Below are 19,680 nucleotides of genomic sequence, written 5' to 3' on the forward strand. Positions count from 1 at the left end.
CGGAGCCATTATGTTGTATTGCAGAATATTATTCTTGCTGTTTGGTTTAGGGGCAACGATGCAGACGTGGGCAGATGATCTAGAGATTTATTTTGGAACGAGCAACGAACAGGTGAAGTACGACCCAAATGTGCTGTTCATTATGGATACGTCAGGCAGCATGGGCGCCTATGATAATACCAATGAATCTCGTATGCTTAGGGTACAAAATGCATTAAAAGAAACCCTGCGTTCGGTGACCAATGTGAATGCCGGCCTAATGCGTTTCTCTGACTATGGAGGACCGATCCTGTATCCGGTTCGCCCTATTGATGACACGGTTTCCCCAGAGCTAATTATACCAATTGTACAAAGTTCAGATGATGCAACTGAGCGTTCGGGCAGTGTCAATTTAAATAGCAGTAGTTTGACGTTATCCTCCGGAACGGAGCAGGTTGTCACCGGTTTACGTTACCAAGCCCTGAACATTCCTCAAGGCGCAACGATAACTAGCGCCTACTTGCGCTTTAATTCCCGAGGGTATGATGCATCTGCCACAACAATAAATATCGCAGCAGAGTTAGCTGCGAACGCGACTACATTTACCAGTAGCCAACAAAATATCAGTAATCGAACACAAACCTCTAATCAAGTGATTTGGGATCAAGAGAATGACTGGCCTTCTGTGGGAGATACGGTAGCTTCGATCGATTTTAGCTCAGTGATCCAAGAAGTAGTGGATTTAGCTGATTGGTGCGGTGGCAATAATCTCAATATTATTTTAACGGCTCAAGGGGTGAGTGCGTCTAGCAACCGTCTCGCGGATAGTTTCGAGCAAGGCGGAGGATTATCGCCGCAGCTCGTAGTGGTGTACGACGAAACGACGGCAACAGGATGTATTACTGGCGATTTAACCTATCAAATTGATAGCCAATCTAACAATGCTGAAGAGCGTTATAACGGTTATCAATCTACCGGCAGTGAGCTGACATTTAACGCTAATAGCAATGACTACATTGGATTGCGTTTTCGCAACATTGCGTTACCCCAAGGAGCGGTTGTCAGTCATGCCTATCTCGAATTTACAGCTTATCAAAATAGTTACAATAATAGCGCATCGATGACGATTGAAGCTGCCAATGAAGCCGATCCAAGAAGTTTTAATAATTACTCTCGGTATTTGTTGAGAAATAAAGCTAAAACCTCGGCTGTCACCTGGAGCGGTATCGAACGCTGGTATCGCAATCGAGAGTATCAGAGTCCGTCAGTGGCCAGTATCGTCAACCAATTAGTCAACCGAAGCGATTGGCAATCGGGGAATGATATGATGTTCATATTGTCTGATTTCAATAATACGCGCGGGGCGTACACTTACTCTGAACGCCCCTCAGGGGCTGCTAAATTAGTCATTGAATTTCAAGGACAGGCAACGCCTGGGCAAACCTCAACGGTGCGGGAACATTTAGTCAGTAAAGTTGATGAACTTAGCGCCAGCGGGTATACCCCAATAGTTGATACATTATATGAAGGGGTGCTTTATTATGGCGGGTTAGACGTGGACTACGGCTTAACCCGAGGTAACAATTCGGTGTCGAGTACTGTGAGGCGCAATACACGCGTCAGCCACCGGCTGTCGTATACCGGGCAAGATGCCACGTTGCCATCAGGGTGCGAGGAAGATAATCTAAGTTCGTCAAATTGTATTACTCAGCAAATCCCTCAAGGAGCGCGTTATTTATCGCCCATTACTGATCGACAATGTCAGGTCAACAATCACATCGTCTTGCTTTCTGATGGTGAGGCTAACAACAACCATAGTGTAGACGAAATAGAAGCGTTATTAAATGCATCTTGTACAGGCAGTGGGGGCGAAAAATGCGGCTTGAGTTTGGTGCGTAATATCGCTGATACCGAAGAATCAGCAATAGATAGTCGTATTATTACCCATACTATTGGTTTTGCTGCGAATACTCAGGCCAACAGTTTTTTAAATCAGATCGCCTTACAAGGCGGCGGCGGATTCTACCAAGCAGATAACAGCCAAGAGTTACTTGGCGCGTTTCAATCTATTTTAAAAACCGTGAAAGATGTTAACGCTACATTTGTTTCCCCCGGTGTGGCAGTTAATCAACTTAATCGTTTAACCCACAAAGACGAATTGTACTTTGCATTGTTTAAACCTTCAGAGGGCAGTAATTGGCCCGGCAATTTAAAGAAATATAAAATTGATGGCGATACCATATTGGATAAAAACGGCTTGCCAGCGGTAGATGATGGCAATGGTTTTTTCTCTGAGCAAGCGCACAGTTATTGGTCAGTGCTCACTGATGGTAACGACGTTCGTCAAGGCGGTGCGGCAAGCAAATTGAGTCTTGCGCGCAATTTATTCACTTTCTCGGCACCAGGGCCTTTGGCGAATAGCGATAATCGATTGCATGAAAACAACATCAGTTTGACAGGGGCGCTATTAAACATCGATATGCTAAGCGATTTAATTACTGTACGCAGTAATCTATTAAAGTGGGTAAGGGGGGTTGATCTAAAAGACGATGATGGAGATGGCGATACCTCCGATGTACGTTTGCAAATGGGGGATCCGATTCATTCCCAGCCGGTTATTGTTAACTATTCTGCGACCGACAGCGCTATTTTTGTCGCTACCAATCAGGGCTTTTTACATTCATTTGATGCGCAAACGGGCAGCGAAAATTTTGCGGTTATTCCGCAAGAGCTACTTGGGAACTTATATGAGTTTTATCGAGAGAATACTACGTCGAATCATATTTATGGCTTGGATGGCGACTTAGTTTTACGTCATTTCGACGATAAAGTTTATCTGTATGTAGGTATGCGCAGGGGGGGAAGAAATTACTATACATTTGATATCTCGAGTAAAACGAATCCGATTTTGGTACATCAAATCGTCGGCGGCAGCACCGGTTTCGAAAAGCTGGGCCAAACATGGTCACGGCCAACCGTCACTAAGATTAAAGTCGGTGAAACGATACGTAACGTGCTTATTTTTGGTGGAGGTTACGATGTTGAGCAAGACAATAAGATGGCACGTAGCGCAGATACTGTGGGTAATGCAGTGTTTATTGTTGATGCAGATACTGGCGCGTTAATTTGGTCAGCCAGTAACAGCAGCGCAGATTTATTGTTAAGCGATATGCAATACAGTATTCCTGCCCGGATTTCTGTTATCGATAGAGATAACGACGGACTGGCCGATCATATGTATGTCGCGGATTTAGGTGGCCAATTATTTCGCTTGGACATACACAATGGTTTAGGACGCAGTGAGTTGGTTAGCGGCGGTTTGCTTGCGGATCTCGGTGGTGACTTAGCTGAAGATAATCGACGCTTCTACTATGCACCAGACGTGGCTCAAATAAGCACGATAGATGAAAACTTTTATGCGGTCGCAATTGGCTCAGGTTATCGAGCACACCCCTTGAATTCTGAGATCCAAGACAGTTTTTATGTGTTAAAAGATTTTGGTATTTTTACTAAAGACGAGCAAGGGAATTATGGGTTACCAGAAAGTCCGTTTACCCGTGATGATCTGTACGATGCAACGGCTCATTTGCTGACATCGTCTGATCAAACGGTAGCTGAAGAGCAAGGAGCGATATATGCAAATCGGGCTGGCTGGCTCGTAGATCTTGGTAGCGGCGGTGAAAAGGTACTGGCTTCACCACTCATACTAAATTATCAAGTATTCTTCACTACCTATTTACCTGCATCGGCAAATGACAGCTTATGTGCTCCGCCTAGTGGTAACAGTCGTGCGTATTTAGTTGAATTGATTAATGGTAACGCTGTGGTTGATTTGAATAATGACAATCAAACAACCCATCAAGATAGATTTACCAATTTAAAGCAAACCGGTATCGCCCCTGATACTAAGATTCTAATTGAAGATATTCTACAACCCGTTGTGTGCTTAGGTACAGAATGCGCTTCGGCTGTCATTGAGGTAGACGAGCAGGGCAATGAAGTAGCCTGTACTTCAGCATTTGGTTGTTTAGCGCAAAATATTTATGGCCGTTTTGAACGGATCCAAAAAAGTAGTTGGAAGACAGAAATAGAACGACAAGAAGATGAATAGTATGCCCATTCGCAAATCAAGTAAGATAACCAACAGCCGTGGCTTCTCTTTGATGGAATTAATGATTGCAGTTGCGATCGTAGGGATTGTCAGCACCCTTGCTTACCCTAGCTATCAAAGTTACATAGCAGACAGTAAACGCAGTGTTGCGCAGTCAGACTTATTGGCATTTGCCGCCCAGTTAGAGCGCCATAAATTAGCTAACTTTAGCTATGCTGGTGCCGCGCAAGAAGGCGGTGATACCGGTACTCCCGCCATTTTTTTGAGTCACTCACCGGCGAGTGAGGTGGCGAGCAATAAAGCTTACAACTTGACGATTGATGCTTTGACAGGTGGTGGCACAGCTTACCGGATCAAAGCGCAACCACTGGTGACAAGTCAAGGCGCGCTGTTTTATTACAGTGATGGACGTAAAGCGTGGGATCAAAATGCTGACGGAGCACTCTCAGCTGCTGAGTTCTGCTGGCGTTGCTAAGGCGATAAGTCAACGCAATAAATCAATGCAATAAACCGCAGCAAGCTGATTATGCTTAGCACAATTACGAACAGTTTAAGGCGTTGCCGTCTCTGTCCTCATGAATGTTATTGTTATTGCTGTCTTGGCTGGTTTTTACCCTACCTTGCATACTTATGAGCAATGCACGGTGAGATGAGGCTTGAGAACCGCAAAACAGAATATCTGCATTGCTATTTGCCCCTCCATTTTGAGTAAACGAAATCGCGTTTTGAGGGCCCTTTATTTCGATGTTGCTTTCCTCTTTACTTAATGAGGTGAGCAATGTCTCAGTTGCATTGCGCTCGCCATCATTGTTTGAATCGACAAAAACCATTTTGGCTTGAGACCAATTATGGGAGCAAGTTGAATAATCAGAAGTGGCACAAAGCGTTGTTTCGATTTGATTGTCAATGGCGTGTCCTCGAGCAAATTGTGCCAGTGCGCTGATTTGGTTCATCTGCGCTGCAATTGTGTTCTGTGTGATCGTAGCTTGCAGACTAGGGGCAACGCTGGCCGCAAGCACAATAGTAATACTGACACTGACCATCAACTCGATGAGTGTCACCCCTTGTTGCTTAAAAACGCTGTTGGCGGAATGCGAATATACTTTTTTCATGGTGTAAGTTTATCGCGAATATCGACAGGGTAACGTATGAACACACCCGCTATGGTATTAATTTGGTTTATCGCTAACGGATTGTACTCTTGTATATAAAGGCGTGAATTCGGCTAGCGAGTCCAACACGCTTGTGGGGATTTATGCATTGACTGGTCAATGGTTAGGGTGGTGCAGCCTGTATCTGTTTGTTGAACAGATGTTGCTTCTGCTGTCAGAGTGAAGTGTGTTGCTGAAATGTCTGTGGCACTATATTGGTACGCTGTGCCAGTGGGCGGAGGAAGTGCTGTTTCATCTGCATATTGAGTATGTGAGATACGGTAGCGCTCTTGTTGTAAGTGCCACTTTAATAATGTGTTTTGTGCATCGATTCGGCGACCGTGAACGATATGACTTTGATAAGACGGTAAGGCAATCATGGCGAGAATGCCAACGATGGCCAATACGATCATGAGTTCAAGCAGACTAAAGCCAGTACGGGTGTTGAAATAAAGCAGCTGTTTCACTGTCGGTCCTTGCTATTTTTTGTTGCGTAAATATTTTTTATTTTCGGCTAAAATATTTCTCTATTTGGTCTATCTTTATAGGTCTATATTTTGATTTTCGCCACGCAAAATGCTGTCAAAGCTTTAATGTATTGATGATTGAACGTTAGATTGATACGTCGTTTCTCGCTTTAGTTTGCGCGTATTTTACGCCACTACTGATTCAATACATGGATAGTCATGAATACCTGCCGAGGAATGTCTTTATTGGAATTAATGCTTGTGATCTCTATCACTATGATTCTTATGACCTTAGGCGTGCCCTCACTGTTAGACTCCAAACAACAGTTGCATATTAAACAAGCTGCTCAAGCGAGCTATTTTTTTATGCAACACGCAAGAGCCAGCGCGATTGCTTCATCAAAGGATGTGTATGTGAGCATCCAACCAGGTCAAACATGGTGTTTAGGCATGAATGTTTCCCAACTGTGTGATTGTCAAATCGATGATGATTGCTCTGTTCATGGTGTTCAAACGCGTATTGGGCACAGTGATTACGCATCTGTATCGCTCTTGCAGGTACGTTTTGGTCAAAATAACAGTGCCGTTTTCGATGGGGAGCGGGGCATGGCGATGGGGAACGCTGGCTCGGTCACCTTTGGTGACGAAAATGATCAGCTAAAGCTAATTCTGAGTAATATGGGTCGGGTGCGTATGTGTGTTCTCGAGGGAAGTATATTGGCACATCCAGCATGTTGATAACGATGAAAAACGCCAAAGGTAGCTCTCTCATTGAGTTAATGATTGCTATGTCTTTGGGGGTATCAGCCTTGACCGCATTTACCGCTTTCATTGGTTTTGGTGTGGGCGTGAATGCCAGTTTATTGACGTCATCTCGTTTGAATGAGGAATTTACTTTAGTTTCCCAGTTATTAGCCCGCGACATTGCCAGAGCAGGTTTTGATGGTAACGCCTCACTTCAAGTCACTGACTCACAAAATGTAATAAGCCCTTTTGAACGTTCTTTGCAACTAGGTCAATTTCCTAATGAAACGTTAAATAGCTGTATCCTATTTGCTTACGATCGTAATGCAAATGGGATGCTAGATAATCAAAATGGAAACGAAAACTACGGATATCGGCTGAGGAACAAAGCGATCGAAACACGCACAGCAGGGGCGCCATGCGACGGAGGTGGCTGGCATGATTTAACGGACTCTCGTGTGGTACAAATCACGCGTTTGCAGTTCGCACTTCATGAGTTGATTGTAAGTGGGCGAGTCTTAACTCAGGTAGAGATGAACTTGGTGGCGAACCTAAGGGTTCAGCCTGACGTGTCTCGGCAGCATACAATACGCTTTACCGTACGTAACCATGCTCAATAAATTTTCTAGTTTATTCGTGCAGCGAGGAGCAATTATGTTGGTCAGCGTTTCCCTGTTATTGATGATTGCCAGCTTAGTCACTTTGCACACAGGTCGGGTTAAATCTCTTGAACATAAAATCTTGCTTAACACACAAAACCAAGCACAGTCGGCTGCCACCGCTTTAGGTGGTCTGGCACATGGAATGAGCCGTGTTCAGGTAGATAGTGAGTGGCTTGGGCAAGAGCACACTATCATGCTAGGTAATCACCTACGCGCTAAGGTATGGGCCGACTTTCATCAAGTGTCTCGTAATAACATGAATTTACGTTGGGCAACGGTTTACGCCAGTGGAGAATCGGCCGATGGGCAAAGTCATCACCACGTCAGTGAACAAGTCCTACGCTATCCTTTTTTAAATACTATTCCTCCTGCCCCTTTAATCAGTGCCACTGCACTGTCTTCGAACTTGTCATTTACCTTGGGAGCAAATCCGAATGGCGGTGGACAAGGCGTTCCGGTTTCAGTGTGGACAGATAAAACCATTGCGAATATTGATGTCGACAGCCGGACCTGCTCACTGCAATTATTTGATGAAAGCCGCTGTGCTTTTGATATGTATTCTACTCATTCTCAACTGGGCAGTGACCTGCTTAAGGAGCATTCGGCATTCCCCAATGATGTGCTGTCTTACTTGTTCAACGTTCCTATAAACGACTGGCATATCTTAAAGAGCGAAGTGTCACTTATCGCATCAGACTGCGACGAAGCAACGGTGGCAAGACAACGCGTCATTTGGATACAAGGTGAATGTGCATTAAACGTGGGACAGCATTTGGGTTCTAATAGTGCGCCCGTTATCTTAATGCTAGAGGACTCAGCATTGTTGATGCCTGCAAATAGCCGTGTTTTCGGGTTGGTTGTGTTTTTAAGTACGCTTCATCCGCCAGTGGAAAAACCCATTGCGATGGCAACTAGCGCGCAGCTTAGCGGGGCCTTAGTTCTGCTCTCTCCAATTGATATTGCCATGAGTCAGTTGTCTGTCCGATACCACGCGAGTGTTTTAACACAACTGCATTTAGATGATGGTATGCAGCGCTTGGGCAAGGTTAGTGGAAGTTGGCGTGATTTTTAAATGAAGATTCACTCTGGCTTTAGCTTGTTAGAAGTATTGATCGCCACAGCCATTATGCTGTTTGGGGTAGCGGGCTACGTACAATTGCAGGCGCATTACATTAAGCTTGATCACACGTTAAATTTACGCCAGCAAGCACTGACCCTTGCCAATAAAAAGTTACATGACTTAAGGCGTTTTAGTGTGCTGCACGCTAGTGCTGGGCAAACAAGTTATCAAGATATTCATACCGACACAGGTGGAGAAATAGCGGCTGGGGCAATTGATTTAAATTTGTGGCAATCGCAAGCGCAGACGATCCCCTTTGAGTTGCACTGGCAGGTAAAAAATATGTATTTTGTCGATACCAATAACGACGATCTACCTGATACTTGGCTACCCGAAGGTGACGAGAATTTGCCGCAAACCTTGCCAGTTATCGCACCGAAAAAATCACTGAGGATAAGCGTTGCATGGCAAGACCAATCCGGTGATACGTTAAGTGTTGCTATCAACAGTCAAATTACGCCCATTCCCTTTGCGCGAAGCCAACACGTGATCAATTCAAATATGGGAATTGCTCGAAGGTTACAAGTCTTATTCGAGCCTACGAATAACGATATTGATTTTTTGCATCGCTTAACCTCTGAGCAAGCAGTACAGAGTACAACGCCAACCATTGATGTTGTAAATAGCAAGGTCGCAATAGAAATTGAGCAAAATCGTGTTGAGTTAATACTCCCAGAGTATGAAAAGGTTCAGGTTGATAACCAGCTTGTGGTTGGGTGCGAATGTCGGTTGTCTCCCAGCGGCTTAGGTAAAACACCGGCGATGCCTGTGCTTCAAGGAGGAAGATTCGTCACTCAGCAGGGCAGGGAAGTAATAAAAGGTAAAGGCGTGGCTCAACCTGAGCAACATACCCGGTGTGAGCAATGCTGTAATGATCACCACGATACTAGTGAAACCGTCAACACAGAAAATTACTATCGACTTGAATCAGGGCGCGCGCACGAACATTACAACCGCATAAGCGCTAACCTATTTATTAAGGCAATAAATGAGGGAGATGAATACCAAGAGGTTTGCCGATTTAAACAGGTAGACGGCTTTTATCATATGGCATCGGACCTGGTGTCGTTATCTATTACAGAATTTGACGTTCATCATTTCGAGTTGCCCTCTAACCGAGACGCTTATACTGATTATATCAAGCAACTTTTAGCTGCGCATATTCAAAGCAGAACTTCGCCTGCGCCACTTTCGGGGCGGGGTATCCAATTGCCGTTAGGTCAGTTTCAGCTGGCGGCGTACGGCGTTTACATGGAGCGACTGTATAGCAACGACATTGCTTACTTAGACACGCTTATCGAAGACGGAAATGAGGATTGGTTTTCTTTGGTACCCTTCTATGATGTGAACGTGACCTTGCTCGCGGATTGGCACTCATCTGATAACCAGAGCGTAAATATACTGCAACAAGCGATACAAACGGTTGAGAATGTTGGTCAAGATTATTATGCTAGTTATCAAAGAGGTCTTATTGAAACCTTGATGCAAGGCCAAAGTAGCGTTAAAGCACAAATGAGTGGCTCAAACAGTGGCCTAGTGGGGCATGCCCCCTTATCACCCTTCGAAGTGCTCAATGTATCTGAAGGCAGTGGTATCGAGGTGGACGTTCAACCATAAATATTTGTGAGTTTGCGACTAATTGTATTTTTATGGCAGATTATCGTTAACAATGAGCCTGCGTAATAACCGGTTTTACTAGTAGAGTGAGAGAGAAATGCACAAGCAAGCGGTGATTGACGAAATGCGAGTGAAACCGCAAATTGATGTAGAAAGCGAGGTAGAGACTCGAATTAATTTTATTAAGTCTCAGTTGCTCGCGTCTGGTTTAAAGACCCTAGTTTTAGGAATAAGTGGTGGGATAGACTCCTGCACGCTAGGCCGAATGGCACAAATAGCCGTGAATCAATTGAATTCACAATCTACCTCTGACTATCAGTTTGTGGCGGTACGTTTACCGTATAAAGTGCAAGCTGATGAAGACGATGCGCAATTATCAATTAACTTTATTCAGCCTAGTCAGTCTATTTCTGTCAATGTACAACCAGGGGTGGACGCAATTGATGAACAAACAACGTCTGCGTTAAGTGCAGCGGGGCTTTTACCGAATAGTGATAATAAACGGGACTTTGTCAAAGGTAATGTGAAAGCCAGAACACGCATGATTGTGCAATACGAGATTGCCGGCATGCTTGACGGATTAGTTCTAGGTACAGACCATTCAGCAGAAAACATTACTGGCTTTTATACTAAATATGGTGACGGTGCCTGTGATTTAGCACCACTGTTTGGTTTGAATAAACGTCAAGTTAGACAGGTAGCTAGTTATCTTGGAGCACCTGAAAATGTGGTGAATAAACCCCCCACAGCTGATCTTGAAAGCCTTAGTCCACAAAAAGCTGACGAGCAAGCGCTAGGAATGAGTTATGATGACATTGACGATTTTCTCGAAGGGAAGCCTGTGTCGCAACAAGTGACGGAGCGCCTATTGGAAATTTATAAAAAGACGCAACATAAGCGTGTACCCATTCCAACCATTTATGATTAAGCACACCATCTGGAGATAAGAAAAGTGAAGAAAATCGAAGCGATTATTAAGCCGTTTAAAATGGATGATGTGCGAGAAGCACTTGCCGAAGTCGGTGTAAGTGGCATGACAGTAACTGAAGTGAAAGGTTTTGGTCGTCAAAAAGGTCACACCGAATTGTATCGCGGTGCAGAGTACAACGTAGACTTCTTACCCAAGATGAAATTAGAGGTCGTGATCCCTGATGCTCAAGTAGAGCTAGCAATAGAAGCGATTATGAAAACAGCACAAACCGGTAAAATCGGTGACGGCAAAATTTTCGTTTATGAGGTTGAACGTGTGATCCGTATTCGTACGGGGGAAGAAAACGAAGACGCGGTTTGATAGAAAATAAATTATACCAACTCCATTAAATAATTAACCACTCAGCGAAAATTTAAAAGGACTTAATCAAGGCGCTTAAATGAAGTAATAGTGGTGCTCTTTCGAGTTTGAGCAACACAGAGTAAGTCCTTTTAAAATTCGCCCGAAGGGAATTCCCCAGCGGGTTTTGCACTACGTTCTCGGTATTTGAAAGGGAACAACCATTACTACACACCGACGCCTTGTTCAAAACCCGCTGGATGAATTCTGAGAGGCCAATTATTTAATGGAATTGGTATTACTTCTCATCTAAACAAAAAAACGAGGCAAAAAGGCCTCGTTTTTGTTTTCTGGTTACATTGTACAGCGACCCATTAATGAGTGTGCCCACATCCTTCACCAGTGTGTGGATGGCCATGAGCGATTTCTTCTTCGGTCGCAGCACGCACGTCTAATACTTCCACATCAAAAGTCAGTGTTAAGCCTGACAGAGGGTGATTGCCATCGACGACAACGGTTTCATCGTCAACGTCTAATATCATCACTGACTGTTCACCTTCATCCGTGGTGGCTCTAAACGTCATGCCAGGTTCAATTTCCATACCTTCAAACATCGAGCGAGGCACTTCTTGCACCAAGGTATCGTGACGCTCACCATAGGCTTGCTCAGGCTCGATATCGATCACGAATTTCTCACCAACAGCTTTGCCTTCCAAGTGATCTTCTAATCCTTGGATCAGGTAGTGGCTGCCTTGCAAAAACACCATAGGCTCTGCTTCTCTTGATGAGTCGATTTGTGTGCCATCAGGTGCACTTACGGTGAAATGCATGGTAACGACTGTGTTGGTGGTTATATTCATTGGGTACCCATAAAATTGGTGGTGAATACATGAAATATTCACCGATTGAAAATTAAGTATTCGCCTATTATTCTAATGAATATGGCAAAGATTGCACGGTAAATACCGTATTCGGTTGGTCTTTCAGGCGCATGTTGGTATTTACCTCGGTATCGTTCGCGACGACAGCGAGCAACCATGTTTCACGACCAAGTGTTGCACAGCGAAGCACTGTACCGCCTCTTCGCCAATTCTCACCGACCGGTATTTCAAGGGTGTCGCCAGGTTGTAGGTCTATAGCGTCTTCCGCTTTAAGAACAAACGCGGCGCGTTTGTTCTTACCTAAAAACTTTGTGCGCGCAACGACTTCTTGGCCCATATAGCAGCCTTTGCTAAAACTAATGGCATTGACTGCTTGCAAATTCATCATTTGAGGAACAAATTCGTTGCTGGTGGCTGTACGTATCTGGGCGATACCGGCTTTGATATCTTGCACTTCCCATAGCGTACTCGGTGCATACGGCAATTCATTATGTGAGGCCAGTGCAGCTTGGCCTTGTGCTGTTAAAACCAGCATAAATCGCGTTTTCTGCGAACCTAGTGCCATCACCACACCGTTGTCGTTGCTAACGGTTTGCCTGTCTTTGCTCGGCACGTCAGTAAACAATTGACTGATAACTGACTCTAGTGTTGCGCCTTGTCCGCCAAAGCATGCCCATGCTGCTGTGTCATCACTGAATTCAACTTTTGCAAACACGCCGTACTTTTTAAGTTCTGGTGTTGATTTCGCAGCCCCTTCTTTATGGCTAACGAAAAGAACTGACTCGTCATGCTCCAATGCATAAAAAATATTCCATGCTTTACCTTTGAAGTCGCAGTGACAACCTAATAAAGCTTCATTTGGGCTTAGTGTCGTCATATCGGCAGTTACTTGGCCCTGCAAGTACTTAATGCGCTCTTCGCCAGTTACCTTCAGTATTTGCAAGTCGTCTAATCGACAAATGAAATCAGCGGGAAGCGTGCTCGCGGTATCGATATTGTTAATCACAAGTTTTTCTCTGTTCGTTTAGCTAATTGCTAATTAATATGAGGCTAAAATGTTAATTACCAAGGGTAAATATTGTGAAACCAATCGCACTTCTGATAAGGATTATGCAATGAAAATTGTGTTAAGCTGCACGGGATTAATTACGATAGGGTGATCCATGTTTACTAAACAAAGATATGCGCGTTTGAAATGGGCTTGTCGACGCGGAATGTTAGAATTAGATGTTATCTTTATGCCGTTTGTAGAAGAAGGGTTCAATGATTTATCTGAAGCAGATAAATTGACTTTTGAAAGCCTACTCACATGCGATGATCCTGATCTATATGCGTGGTTTATGGGCCATCAACCGTGTCACAATGCGCAGTACAAACGCATCATTGACCACATTTTAAGCCGTGTCAAAGTATAGAATTGAAGTGAAACCATCGCGATGGCAGATATATATTTGCTGTATCGCTTATCTGGTTTTGAGCGCCAGTATATTTGCTTGGCAGCCGAATGTGGTGCGTTATCAATTGTTACTACAACTAATCCTTTGGTTAGCAATCAGTTTTTACTGTGTGAAAAGATGGCAAAAATTTGATCGCTCTGGGTGGGTTATGCAAATCAGCTATGAAGGAGAATGGAGTTTTCTCGATGCACGGCAAGACGCAAATTGGTGGATGGGAAAGGATTCGAAAATGCTCGATGGTTTGCTGTGGGTTCAACTTATACCTTTGTTGCAGCGCACACAGCCTAAGGCTTCATCAACGCGTTGGTGCTGGATATTTAAAGACAGTGTAAGTGAAAGGGATTATCGTCGTTTGTGTCGTTGTATTTTAGCGAGCCAACAGCGTTCAAGTATCTCTCAAACCTAGCGACAGCCTTATGATAAACTCAGTTAACGCATTGCCCAGTTTTGCCTCTATTATGTTTAGGGCAGCTCTCAAACGAGATAATCACGCTCAGTTTCCGCCGACTTTCGATCGCCTACCTCACAAGTCATTTTTATTTACAGCAGCAAATTTAGCCCATTTCTCGAAAGCAAAGATCGAGCGATTCCACAGTGTTACACACTGGCAAGGCACGTTTCTTCATCCTTGTTACTTGCATGTGGTTAGTTTTCCATTACATATGATGCTAATGCTAGAAAAAGAGTTTCCTTTTTCATTGTTAGGCTTAGTGCATATTCATAATGAAATTACTCAATATCGCCCGATACGCGCTAATGAAGGCTGCGTCTTTCATTGTTATTTCAAAGACATGAAGGCGCACCCCAAGGGAGTGGTCTTTTCGATAGCGACTGATGTAAGAGTTAATGAAGAGTTGTGCTGGTCGTCGGTAAGTACGAATTTATATCGAGATGCAACCTTAAGTGCTCCTGAGGGGAAAGCGCAGGGCGCTTCACCCAACGCACAAGATGAATGTCCCCAAGATGAATGTCACTATACAGGGCAGAAACAAGAATCTTGGTATTTAGGAGAAAACGTGGGGCGAAAATATGCTCAAGCATCCGGTGATTTTAATCCAATTCATTTAACGAGAGTTACTGCTAAGTTGTTTGGCTTTAAACAGGCTATTGCCCACGGAATGTGGTCAAAATCTCGCTGTTTATCAGCCATTGAGCAGGCCGCACCAGAGATTTTTGAGCAGTCATTTAATACCCAAGTACAGTTTATTAAGCCTGCTATGCTGCCCAGTAATGTGCAGTTTACAATGTGTGAAAATAGCGCTGAAACGACCCAGCAAAACTTAGCAACAAGAAGAGCGTTTTCCCTCACCAGCAAGGCAAAACATGGCGCTAATAGCAGTCCCCACCTCAGTGGGGAGCTAATCGCGTTTTAGACTATTTGGTGACTTTCCCTGGGATAATGGATGGGCTAGGGTTCTCGAGTAAGTCAGGGTAGTCTAAGTTGTAGTGTAATCCGCGACTCTCTTTACGTTGCTGGGCACATTTAACGATGAGTTCAGCTACGGTCAGCAAGTTACGTAACTCCAATAGGTTATTACTGACTCTGAAGTAGGAATAGTATTCTTCTACTTCTTGCTTCAATAACTCAATTCGATGTTGGGCGCGGGCTAACCGTTTGTCGGTACGAACGATGCCAACGTAATCCCACATAAACAAGCGTAGTTCATGCCAGTTGTGTTGAATAATGACCTCTTCGTCTGAATCGCCAACTTGAGATTCATCCCAAGGTTGAATATCTTCATTGGAATTATCATCAGTTAAGCGCTCAATGATGTGATCTGCGGCTGAATGGGCAAATACAATACACTCAAGCAAAGAGTTACTGGCCATACGATTTGCCCCGTGCAGGCCGGTATACGCGACTTCACCTAGGGCATACAGGTTATCTATGTCTGTTTTGGCATTGAAATCTGTTACCACACCACCACAACTATAATGCGCAGCAGGCACCACAGGAATGGGTTGTCTAGTGATGTCGATGCCCAGCGCTCGGCACTTACGATAGATGTTAGGGAAATGCTTTTTGATAAAGTCAGCTGGCTTGTGGCTGATATCTAAATACATGCAATCGGCACCAAGTCGCTTCATCTCATAATCAATGGCGCGCGCGACTATGTCTCTTGGCGCTAAGTCACCGCGTTCATCAAATTTTTGCATGAAAGGTGTGCCGTCGGCGTGACATAAAAATGCGCCTTCACCACGCAATGCTTCACTGATGAGAAAATTGCGTGCTTCAGGGTGGAACAAACATGTGGGGTGAAACTGATTAAATTCCATATTGGCTACGCTGCAACCTGCACGCCAAGCCATAGCAATACCATCACCGCTGGAAACATCTGGGTTTGAGGTATATTGATACACCTTACTGGCGCCGCCTGTAGCTAACGCAGTGAACTTACTGCGTATGACTTCCACATGCTCATGTTTGCGGTTCCATACATAAGCACCCAATAATTGATTAGGCTCATTTTTGCTCTTGATCAGATCAACTGCATTGTAGCGCTCAAATATATGAATATTAGGATGCTGTTTAACCGCTTCAATAAGAGTGACTTGAACGGCTTCACCCGTTGCATCAGCGGCGTGCAAAATTCGTCGGTGGCTGTGACCTCCTTCACGCGTTAAGTGGTATTTTTGCTCACCATTATGCGCACTTGAGAGTTGGTCGAAGGGCATTCCGAAGTCAATTAACCATTGCATGCATGATTTAGCGCGAGATGCAGTAAAATGCACTGCTTGCTCATCACATAGCCCAGCTCCAGCATCTAATGTATCTTTCACGTGGGACTCGATAGAGTCATCTTCATCAAATACAGCTGCAATGCCACCTTGAGCGTAACGCGTAGAGCCTTCGGCTAAACTGCTTTTACTTAAAACGATGATTTGGCAATGCTCAGCCAATTTCAATGCTAGGCTAAGTCCGGCAGCGCCGCTGCCTATAATTAGTACGTCACAACGATGTTCAACAGTGGAGTGCATAGGGTAAACTACACCAATAATGCCAATAGAGGGTGGCAATACTAATTAATGTAGTAAAAAATACAATGGTATTGAGTTGGAATAGTCCTTATTCACCCACAGTAATAAAATGATAGTTCGAATTTATTTCGAAAAAAATTCTTACAAAACGAACTTATTGCACATGGCATGGTCAATTATAGTGCTTGCATGAGCCAAAATAATATTTGTAGCAGGAGTATCGGCTCGAATGAGCGAGCAGTTAACAGATCAACAGATAGTTGAAAAAGTGCAGCGAGGAGATAAAGACGCATTCGGTTTGTTGGTGGTGAAGTACCAACACAAGGTGTCGTATTTAGTGTCACGATATGTGAAAAACTCCGGAGACGTTGCTGACGTAGCACAAGAAGCCTTTATTAAAGCTTACCGTGCATTACCTAATTTTAGGGGCGATAGCGCATTTTACACTTGGTTATATCGCATAGCCGTAAACAGTGCTAAAAACTATTTAGTGTCGCAAGGTAGAAAGCCCCCTGCGAGTGATGTAGACGCAGAAGACGCGGATTTTTACGACGGCAGCGATGCCTTAAAAGAAAATAATTCGCCAGAAAAAAGTTTAATGTCGGATCAGATGGAAAAATTGCTGTTTGATACGATGGATAAATTACCCGAAGATTTACGCATGGCAATAAGCCTGCGGGAGTTAGAAGGGTTGAGTTACGAAGAGATTGCCAACGTGATGGATTGTCCTGTAGGGACGGTTCGTTCACGGATATTCAGAGCTCGTGAAGCCTTGGATAAGGTTATTCAGCCTTTGCTGCAACGCTAGCAAAGGTGAACGGAACTGTTATACCCATGTCATATTGATATGTTGCAGTTACAAGTTAATTTGAGATAGATTTTTATTTCAAGTGACAGTTTATTTAAGCGTATATTCAGGAAGCTTGTTATATGACGCAAAAGATTGAAAATTTATCTGCCCTAGTTGATGGTGAGTTACACGACGAGCAATTACTAGACGCAATAAAAAATGATGCAGAGCTTGCCGATAAATGGCAAAGCTATCACTTAATCCGTGATGGTTTGCGTAAAGAAATGGCATCACAGATTAATGTTGACATTGCAGCTAACGTAGCTGCAGCATTAGCATCTGAACCGGCTATTCTTGCACCCAAGAAAACGTGGCGCGATCTCCCTTTGGTTGGTTCTGTGGTACCCTTTGCTAAACAAGGTGGGCAAATGGCCATCGCGGCTTCAGTGGCAGTAGCTATGATTATCGGTGTACAGCAATATAATCAGACTGATGTTGAGCAGCCATTTAATTCAGCTCCAGCGTTGTTGGGCATCCAAGGAGGCTTATCGCCCGTCAGCTTAGAGCAGACGCGTACGTTACCTAGAGCCGATGCTTCTGAACAGCGCAGAGTAATTAACGCCTACTTGAATGATCATAAACAGCAATTACGGTTTAAAGCCGCACCAGCCGATGACAAATCTGAAGTAGAGCTATATGAGACTGAGCAGTCAAACAACGTTGAACGCATCCCGCAATAATAAATCTTCTAAATGCATTGGACAGGTTACGCTTGCTTGTCTAATGCTTTTATCTTTTTCCACCATAGGCCAATCAGTTAGCGATAGCCAAGATAGTGTTACTTTTGACCAGCCGTCTTCATCGCACTCTCAGGCAGTGAAAGCGTTTCCCTCTGATAGCGCTCATGGCTGGCTCGAGAAAATGGCTTACGCGCATAGTCATTTAAACTACAGTATCTCATTTGTGCTGCTTAAGCCGGGTGTCGATTCCCAGCCATACTTGTGGCGTCACGGTGTGTCCAGTGAAGGGATGCAAATGGAACAGCTTAATTTGCTCAATGGCCCTGGCAGAGAGGTGGTGCGAATTGATGATAAAGTGAGTTATTTCGAACCTAACGTGCCCCCTTATAGTTTGCAATCTAGCGTTATTAATGGCCCTTTCCCCAGTGAATTTTTTCAGCAACCAGACGAAATAAAAGACAGTTATGATTTTGTGATGGTCGGTCGAAGCCGTGTATCTGGACGAGCTGCGCAACAAATCCGTATCGTCAGTAAAGACAAATCTAGATTTGGTATGAATGTGTGGCTTGATCAAGAGACAGGCTTGATGCTTAAAATGAATTTGGTTGATTTGAGCGGTCAGCTACTTGAACAAATCCAAGTCACAGCATGTCACGTAACAGAGCAGCCAGATGACTTTTTTGAAAAAATTGAGCCTGCTATGCTGCCCGAAGTACTAAAACTTAGACCGCAATCGGATACGAAAGCTATATGGGATATCGATTATATGCCTATTGGCATGGTCGAAGTGAAGCGAGATATTCATCGATTACCAATTACAGGTCAATCCGTTGAATACGTCATGTTAAGTGACGGTTTGGTGGACGTATCCATATATATGCGCGACAGTCAAAATGATGGAATAAATCAAGATATTTTGCTGCGTCATGAATCAGATACATTACTCACCATAAATAAGGGAACGCTCAACGTGACTGTGGTCGGTAAGTTACCACCGGAAACAGCGAACCGTATTGCTAGCTCGATACATTTAGCCAATTAATATGATTGAAGAGATAGGCACTGTCATAGAAGTGCAGAAACGCCAAAATGGGCAATTTATTAGAATTGCTACTGAGGTTAAATCAACGTGTGGTAGTTGCCACGCAAAAGACAATTGTGGCACCGGCGTGATCGCCAGAGCGTTGGCAAATAAACGTGATGCATTATGGTTACCCTGCGAAGAAAACGTTGAAGTGGGTCAAGATGTAAAGCTGGGCATTGCTGAATCAATGTTACTTCGCGCTTCACTGCTTGTTTATATGCTACCGTTAATAACTATGTTGATTGTCGCAACGGTAACCACTTTATTGCTGTCAAATTACGCAGTTGAAGGGGAGGGGTGGGTAATCCTGTCATCGCTTCTGGCTGCTTTTTTAAGTTTTTTGGGCGTGAAACGCTATATCGCTGGTCACAGTCGTGAACAGTTCGAACCTCACCTTTTGGCGGTATTACCTAGTTTGAAAACCCAAGTTGATTGCATTGATGTAAACATCATTCAGCCGTAATACCAATTCCATTAAATAATTGGCCTCTCAGAATTCATCCAGCGGGTTTTGAACAAGGCGTCGGTGTGTAGTAATGGTTGTTCCCTTTCAAATACCGAGAACGTAGTGCAAAACCCGCTGGGGAATTCCCTTCGGGCGAACTTTAAAAGGACTTACTCTGTGTTG

Annotated in this window: 20 protein-coding genes; 15 read left to right on the top strand and 5 right to left on the bottom strand. The window is 44.1% G+C overall.

The genetic code is table 11. The features are described 5' to 3' along the window. The first annotated feature begins 10 nt into the window (after nucleotides 1-10). The gene (locus tag FX988_RS18515) at nucleotides 11-4,090 is read left to right on the top strand and encodes a PilC/PilY family type IV pilus protein (RefSeq protein ID WP_160181562.1); all 4,080 of its coding nucleotides are present in this window, start codon (nucleotides 11-13) and stop codon (nucleotides 4,088-4,090) included. Nucleotide 4,091: 1 nt separating this feature from the next. Next, on the top strand, nucleotides 4,092-4,565 hold the full coding sequence (locus FX988_RS18520) for a type IV pilin protein (protein ID WP_160182235.1): 474 nt from the start codon (nucleotides 4,092-4,094) through the stop codon (nucleotides 4,563-4,565). 64 nt (nucleotides 4,566-4,629) lie between these two features. Here the strand turns inward: FX988_RS18520 and FX988_RS18525 are convergent, their stop codons facing one another. Next, entirely contained in the window at nucleotides 4,630-5,202 is a 573-nt protein-coding gene (locus FX988_RS18525) for a GspH/FimT family pseudopilin (RefSeq protein WP_160181563.1), read from the bottom strand. Between the two features lie 113 nt (nucleotides 5,203-5,315). Continuing rightward, on the bottom strand, nucleotides 5,316-5,708 hold the full coding sequence (locus FX988_RS18530; RefSeq protein ID WP_160181564.1) for a type IV pilin protein: 393 nt from the start codon (nucleotides 5,706-5,708) through the stop codon (nucleotides 5,316-5,318). Between the two features lie 219 nt (nucleotides 5,709-5,927). On the opposite strand from FX988_RS18530, the gene FX988_RS18535 reads away from it, so the two are divergent. The 6 genes from FX988_RS18535 (at nucleotide 5,928) to glnB (ending at nucleotide 11,142) form a co-directional block, all read left to right on the top strand. Beyond that, a complete protein-coding gene (locus tag FX988_RS18535; protein ID WP_160181565.1) occupies nucleotides 5,928-6,446 on the top strand; it encodes a GspH/FimT family pseudopilin in 519 nt (172 codons plus the stop codon). Continuing rightward, nucleotides 6,440-7,072: a prepilin cleavage protein gene (locus FX988_RS18540; RefSeq protein ID WP_160181566.1), complete on the top strand. Its 633-nt coding sequence runs from the start codon at nucleotides 6,440-6,442 to the stop codon at nucleotides 7,070-7,072. The genes FX988_RS18535 and FX988_RS18540 overlap by 7 nt, the downstream gene beginning before the upstream one ends. Nucleotides 7,073-7,106: 34 nt before the next feature. After that, the gene (locus FX988_RS18545) at nucleotides 7,107-8,186 is read left to right on the top strand and encodes a hypothetical protein (protein ID WP_160181567.1); all 1,080 of its coding nucleotides are present in this window, start codon (nucleotides 7,107-7,109) and stop codon (nucleotides 8,184-8,186) included. Next, nucleotides 8,187-9,851: a prepilin-type N-terminal cleavage/methylation domain-containing protein gene (locus FX988_RS18550; protein WP_160181568.1), complete on the top strand. Its 1,665-nt coding sequence runs from the start codon at nucleotides 8,187-8,189 to the stop codon at nucleotides 9,849-9,851. 97 nt (nucleotides 9,852-9,948) lie between these two features. Beyond that, complete coding sequence (gene nadE / locus FX988_RS18555) at nucleotides 9,949-10,779, top strand: ammonia-dependent NAD(+) synthetase (RefSeq protein ID WP_160181569.1); 831 nt, start codon at nucleotides 9,949-9,951, stop codon at nucleotides 10,777-10,779. A gap of 24 nt (nucleotides 10,780-10,803) precedes the next feature. Beyond that, nucleotides 10,804-11,142 carry a nitrogen regulatory protein P-II gene (gene glnB / locus FX988_RS18560; RefSeq protein ID WP_160181570.1) on the top strand — a complete coding sequence of 113 codons (339 nt, stop codon included), beginning with the start codon at nucleotides 10,804-10,806 and terminating at the stop codon, nucleotides 11,140-11,142. 353 nt (nucleotides 11,143-11,495) lie between these two features. Here the strand turns inward: glnB and FX988_RS18565 are convergent, their stop codons facing one another. Both FX988_RS18565 and ygfZ read right to left on the bottom strand, forming a co-directional pair. After that, nucleotides 11,496-11,981 carry an FKBP-type peptidyl-prolyl cis-trans isomerase gene (locus tag FX988_RS18565; protein WP_160181571.1) on the bottom strand — a complete coding sequence of 162 codons (486 nt, stop codon included), beginning with the start codon at nucleotides 11,979-11,981 and terminating at the stop codon, nucleotides 11,496-11,498. Between the two features lie 67 nt (nucleotides 11,982-12,048). Beyond that, the gene (ygfZ, locus tag FX988_RS18570; protein ID WP_160181572.1) at nucleotides 12,049-13,008 is read right to left on the bottom strand and encodes a tRNA-modifying protein YgfZ; all 960 of its coding nucleotides are present in this window, start codon (nucleotides 13,006-13,008) and stop codon (nucleotides 12,049-12,051) included. A 157-nt stretch (nucleotides 13,009-13,165) separates the two neighbouring features. Here ygfZ and FX988_RS18575 point away from each other — a divergent pair, with 157 nt between their 5' ends. From FX988_RS18575 to FX988_RS18585, 3 genes are read left to right on the top strand one after another with little or no spacing between them, the layout of a single operon-like run. Continuing rightward, nucleotides 13,166-13,417 carry a succinate dehydrogenase assembly factor 2 gene (locus tag FX988_RS18575; protein ID WP_013753180.1) on the top strand — a complete coding sequence of 84 codons (252 nt, stop codon included), beginning with the start codon at nucleotides 13,166-13,168 and terminating at the stop codon, nucleotides 13,415-13,417. 7 nt (nucleotides 13,418-13,424) lie between these two features. Further along, nucleotides 13,425-13,865 carry a protein YgfX gene (locus tag FX988_RS21915; protein ID WP_368361506.1) on the top strand — a complete coding sequence of 147 codons (441 nt, stop codon included), beginning with the start codon at nucleotides 13,425-13,427 and terminating at the stop codon, nucleotides 13,863-13,865. A gap of 10 nt (nucleotides 13,866-13,875) precedes the next feature. Further along, complete coding sequence (locus tag FX988_RS18585) at nucleotides 13,876-14,832, top strand: MaoC family dehydratase (protein ID WP_160181574.1); 957 nt, start codon at nucleotides 13,876-13,878, stop codon at nucleotides 14,830-14,832. A 1-nt stretch (nucleotide 14,833) separates the two neighbouring features. Here FX988_RS18585 and nadB read toward each other — a convergent pair whose 3' ends face one another. After that, on the bottom strand, nucleotides 14,834-16,438 hold the full coding sequence (nadB, locus tag FX988_RS18590; protein ID WP_160181575.1) for an L-aspartate oxidase: 1,605 nt from the start codon (nucleotides 16,436-16,438) through the stop codon (nucleotides 14,834-14,836). Between the two features lie 229 nt (nucleotides 16,439-16,667). Between nadB and rpoE the strand changes: the two genes are divergently transcribed. The 4 genes from rpoE to FX988_RS18610 all read left to right on the top strand — a co-directional run bounded on the left by rpoE (nucleotide 16,668) and on the right by FX988_RS18610 (nucleotide 19,515). Then, nucleotides 16,668-17,246, top strand: coding sequence for an RNA polymerase sigma factor RpoE (rpoE, locus tag FX988_RS18595; protein WP_006993139.1), 579 nt, complete (start codon nucleotides 16,668-16,670; stop codon nucleotides 17,244-17,246). Nucleotides 17,247-17,368: 122 nt separating this feature from the next. Beyond that, nucleotides 17,369-17,968, top strand: coding sequence for a sigma-E factor negative regulatory protein (locus FX988_RS18600; RefSeq protein WP_160181576.1), 600 nt, complete (start codon nucleotides 17,369-17,371; stop codon nucleotides 17,966-17,968). A 43-nt stretch (nucleotides 17,969-18,011) separates the two neighbouring features. Continuing rightward, the gene (locus tag FX988_RS18605; RefSeq protein WP_160181577.1) at nucleotides 18,012-19,010 is read left to right on the top strand and encodes a MucB/RseB C-terminal domain-containing protein; all 999 of its coding nucleotides are present in this window, start codon (nucleotides 18,012-18,014) and stop codon (nucleotides 19,008-19,010) included. A gap of 1 nt (nucleotide 19,011) precedes the next feature. Further along, nucleotides 19,012-19,515, top strand: coding sequence for a SoxR reducing system RseC family protein (locus tag FX988_RS18610; RefSeq protein WP_160181578.1), 504 nt, complete (start codon nucleotides 19,012-19,014; stop codon nucleotides 19,513-19,515). Nucleotides 19,516-19,680 lie beyond the last annotated feature (165 nt).

The sequence above is a fragment of the Paraglaciecola mesophila genome, from assembly GCF_009906955.1.
Taxonomy (GTDB): domain Bacteria; phylum Pseudomonadota; class Gammaproteobacteria; order Enterobacterales; family Alteromonadaceae; genus Paraglaciecola; species Paraglaciecola mesophila_A.

Excerpts from the sequence above, each read along its gene's own strand:
- FX988_RS18515 (WP_160181562.1), top strand. The coding sequence starts at position 11 with ATGTTGTATTGCAGAATATTATTCTTGCTGTTTGGTTTAGGGGCAACG.
- FX988_RS18520 (WP_160182235.1), top strand. The coding sequence starts at position 4,092 with ATGCCCATTCGCAAATCAAGTAAGATAACCAACAGCCGTGGCTTCTCT.
- FX988_RS18525 (WP_160181563.1), bottom strand. The coding sequence starts at position 5,202 with ATGAAAAAAGTATATTCGCATTCCGCCAACAGCGTTTTTAAGCAACAA.
- FX988_RS18535 (WP_160181565.1), top strand. The coding sequence starts at position 5,928 with ATGAATACCTGCCGAGGAATGTCTTTATTGGAATTAATGCTTGTGATC.
- FX988_RS18540 (WP_160181566.1), top strand. The coding sequence starts at position 6,440 with ATGTTGATAACGATGAAAAACGCCAAAGGTAGCTCTCTCATTGAGTTA.
- FX988_RS18545 (WP_160181567.1), top strand. The coding sequence starts at position 7,107 with ATGTTGGTCAGCGTTTCCCTGTTATTGATGATTGCCAGCTTAGTCACT.
- FX988_RS18550 (WP_160181568.1), top strand. The coding sequence starts at position 8,187 with ATGAAGATTCACTCTGGCTTTAGCTTGTTAGAAGTATTGATCGCCACA.
- nadE (WP_160181569.1), top strand. The coding sequence starts at position 9,949 with ATGCACAAGCAAGCGGTGATTGACGAAATGCGAGTGAAACCGCAAATT.
- FX988_RS18565 (WP_160181571.1), bottom strand. The coding sequence starts at position 11,981 with ATGAATATAACCACCAACACAGTCGTTACCATGCATTTCACCGTAAGT.
- FX988_RS18575 (WP_013753180.1), top strand. The coding sequence starts at position 13,166 with ATGTTTACTAAACAAAGATATGCGCGTTTGAAATGGGCTTGTCGACGC.
- FX988_RS18585 (WP_160181574.1), top strand. The coding sequence starts at position 13,876 with ATGATAAACTCAGTTAACGCATTGCCCAGTTTTGCCTCTATTATGTTT.
- nadB (WP_160181575.1), bottom strand. The coding sequence starts at position 16,438 with ATGCACTCCACTGTTGAACATCGTTGTGACGTACTAATTATAGGCAGC.
- rpoE (WP_006993139.1), top strand. The coding sequence starts at position 16,668 with ATGAGCGAGCAGTTAACAGATCAACAGATAGTTGAAAAAGTGCAGCGA.
- FX988_RS18600 (WP_160181576.1), top strand. The coding sequence starts at position 17,369 with ATGACGCAAAAGATTGAAAATTTATCTGCCCTAGTTGATGGTGAGTTA.
- FX988_RS18605 (WP_160181577.1), top strand. The coding sequence starts at position 18,012 with ATGCTTTTATCTTTTTCCACCATAGGCCAATCAGTTAGCGATAGCCAA.
- FX988_RS18610 (WP_160181578.1), top strand. The coding sequence starts at position 19,012 with ATGATTGAAGAGATAGGCACTGTCATAGAAGTGCAGAAACGCCAAAAT.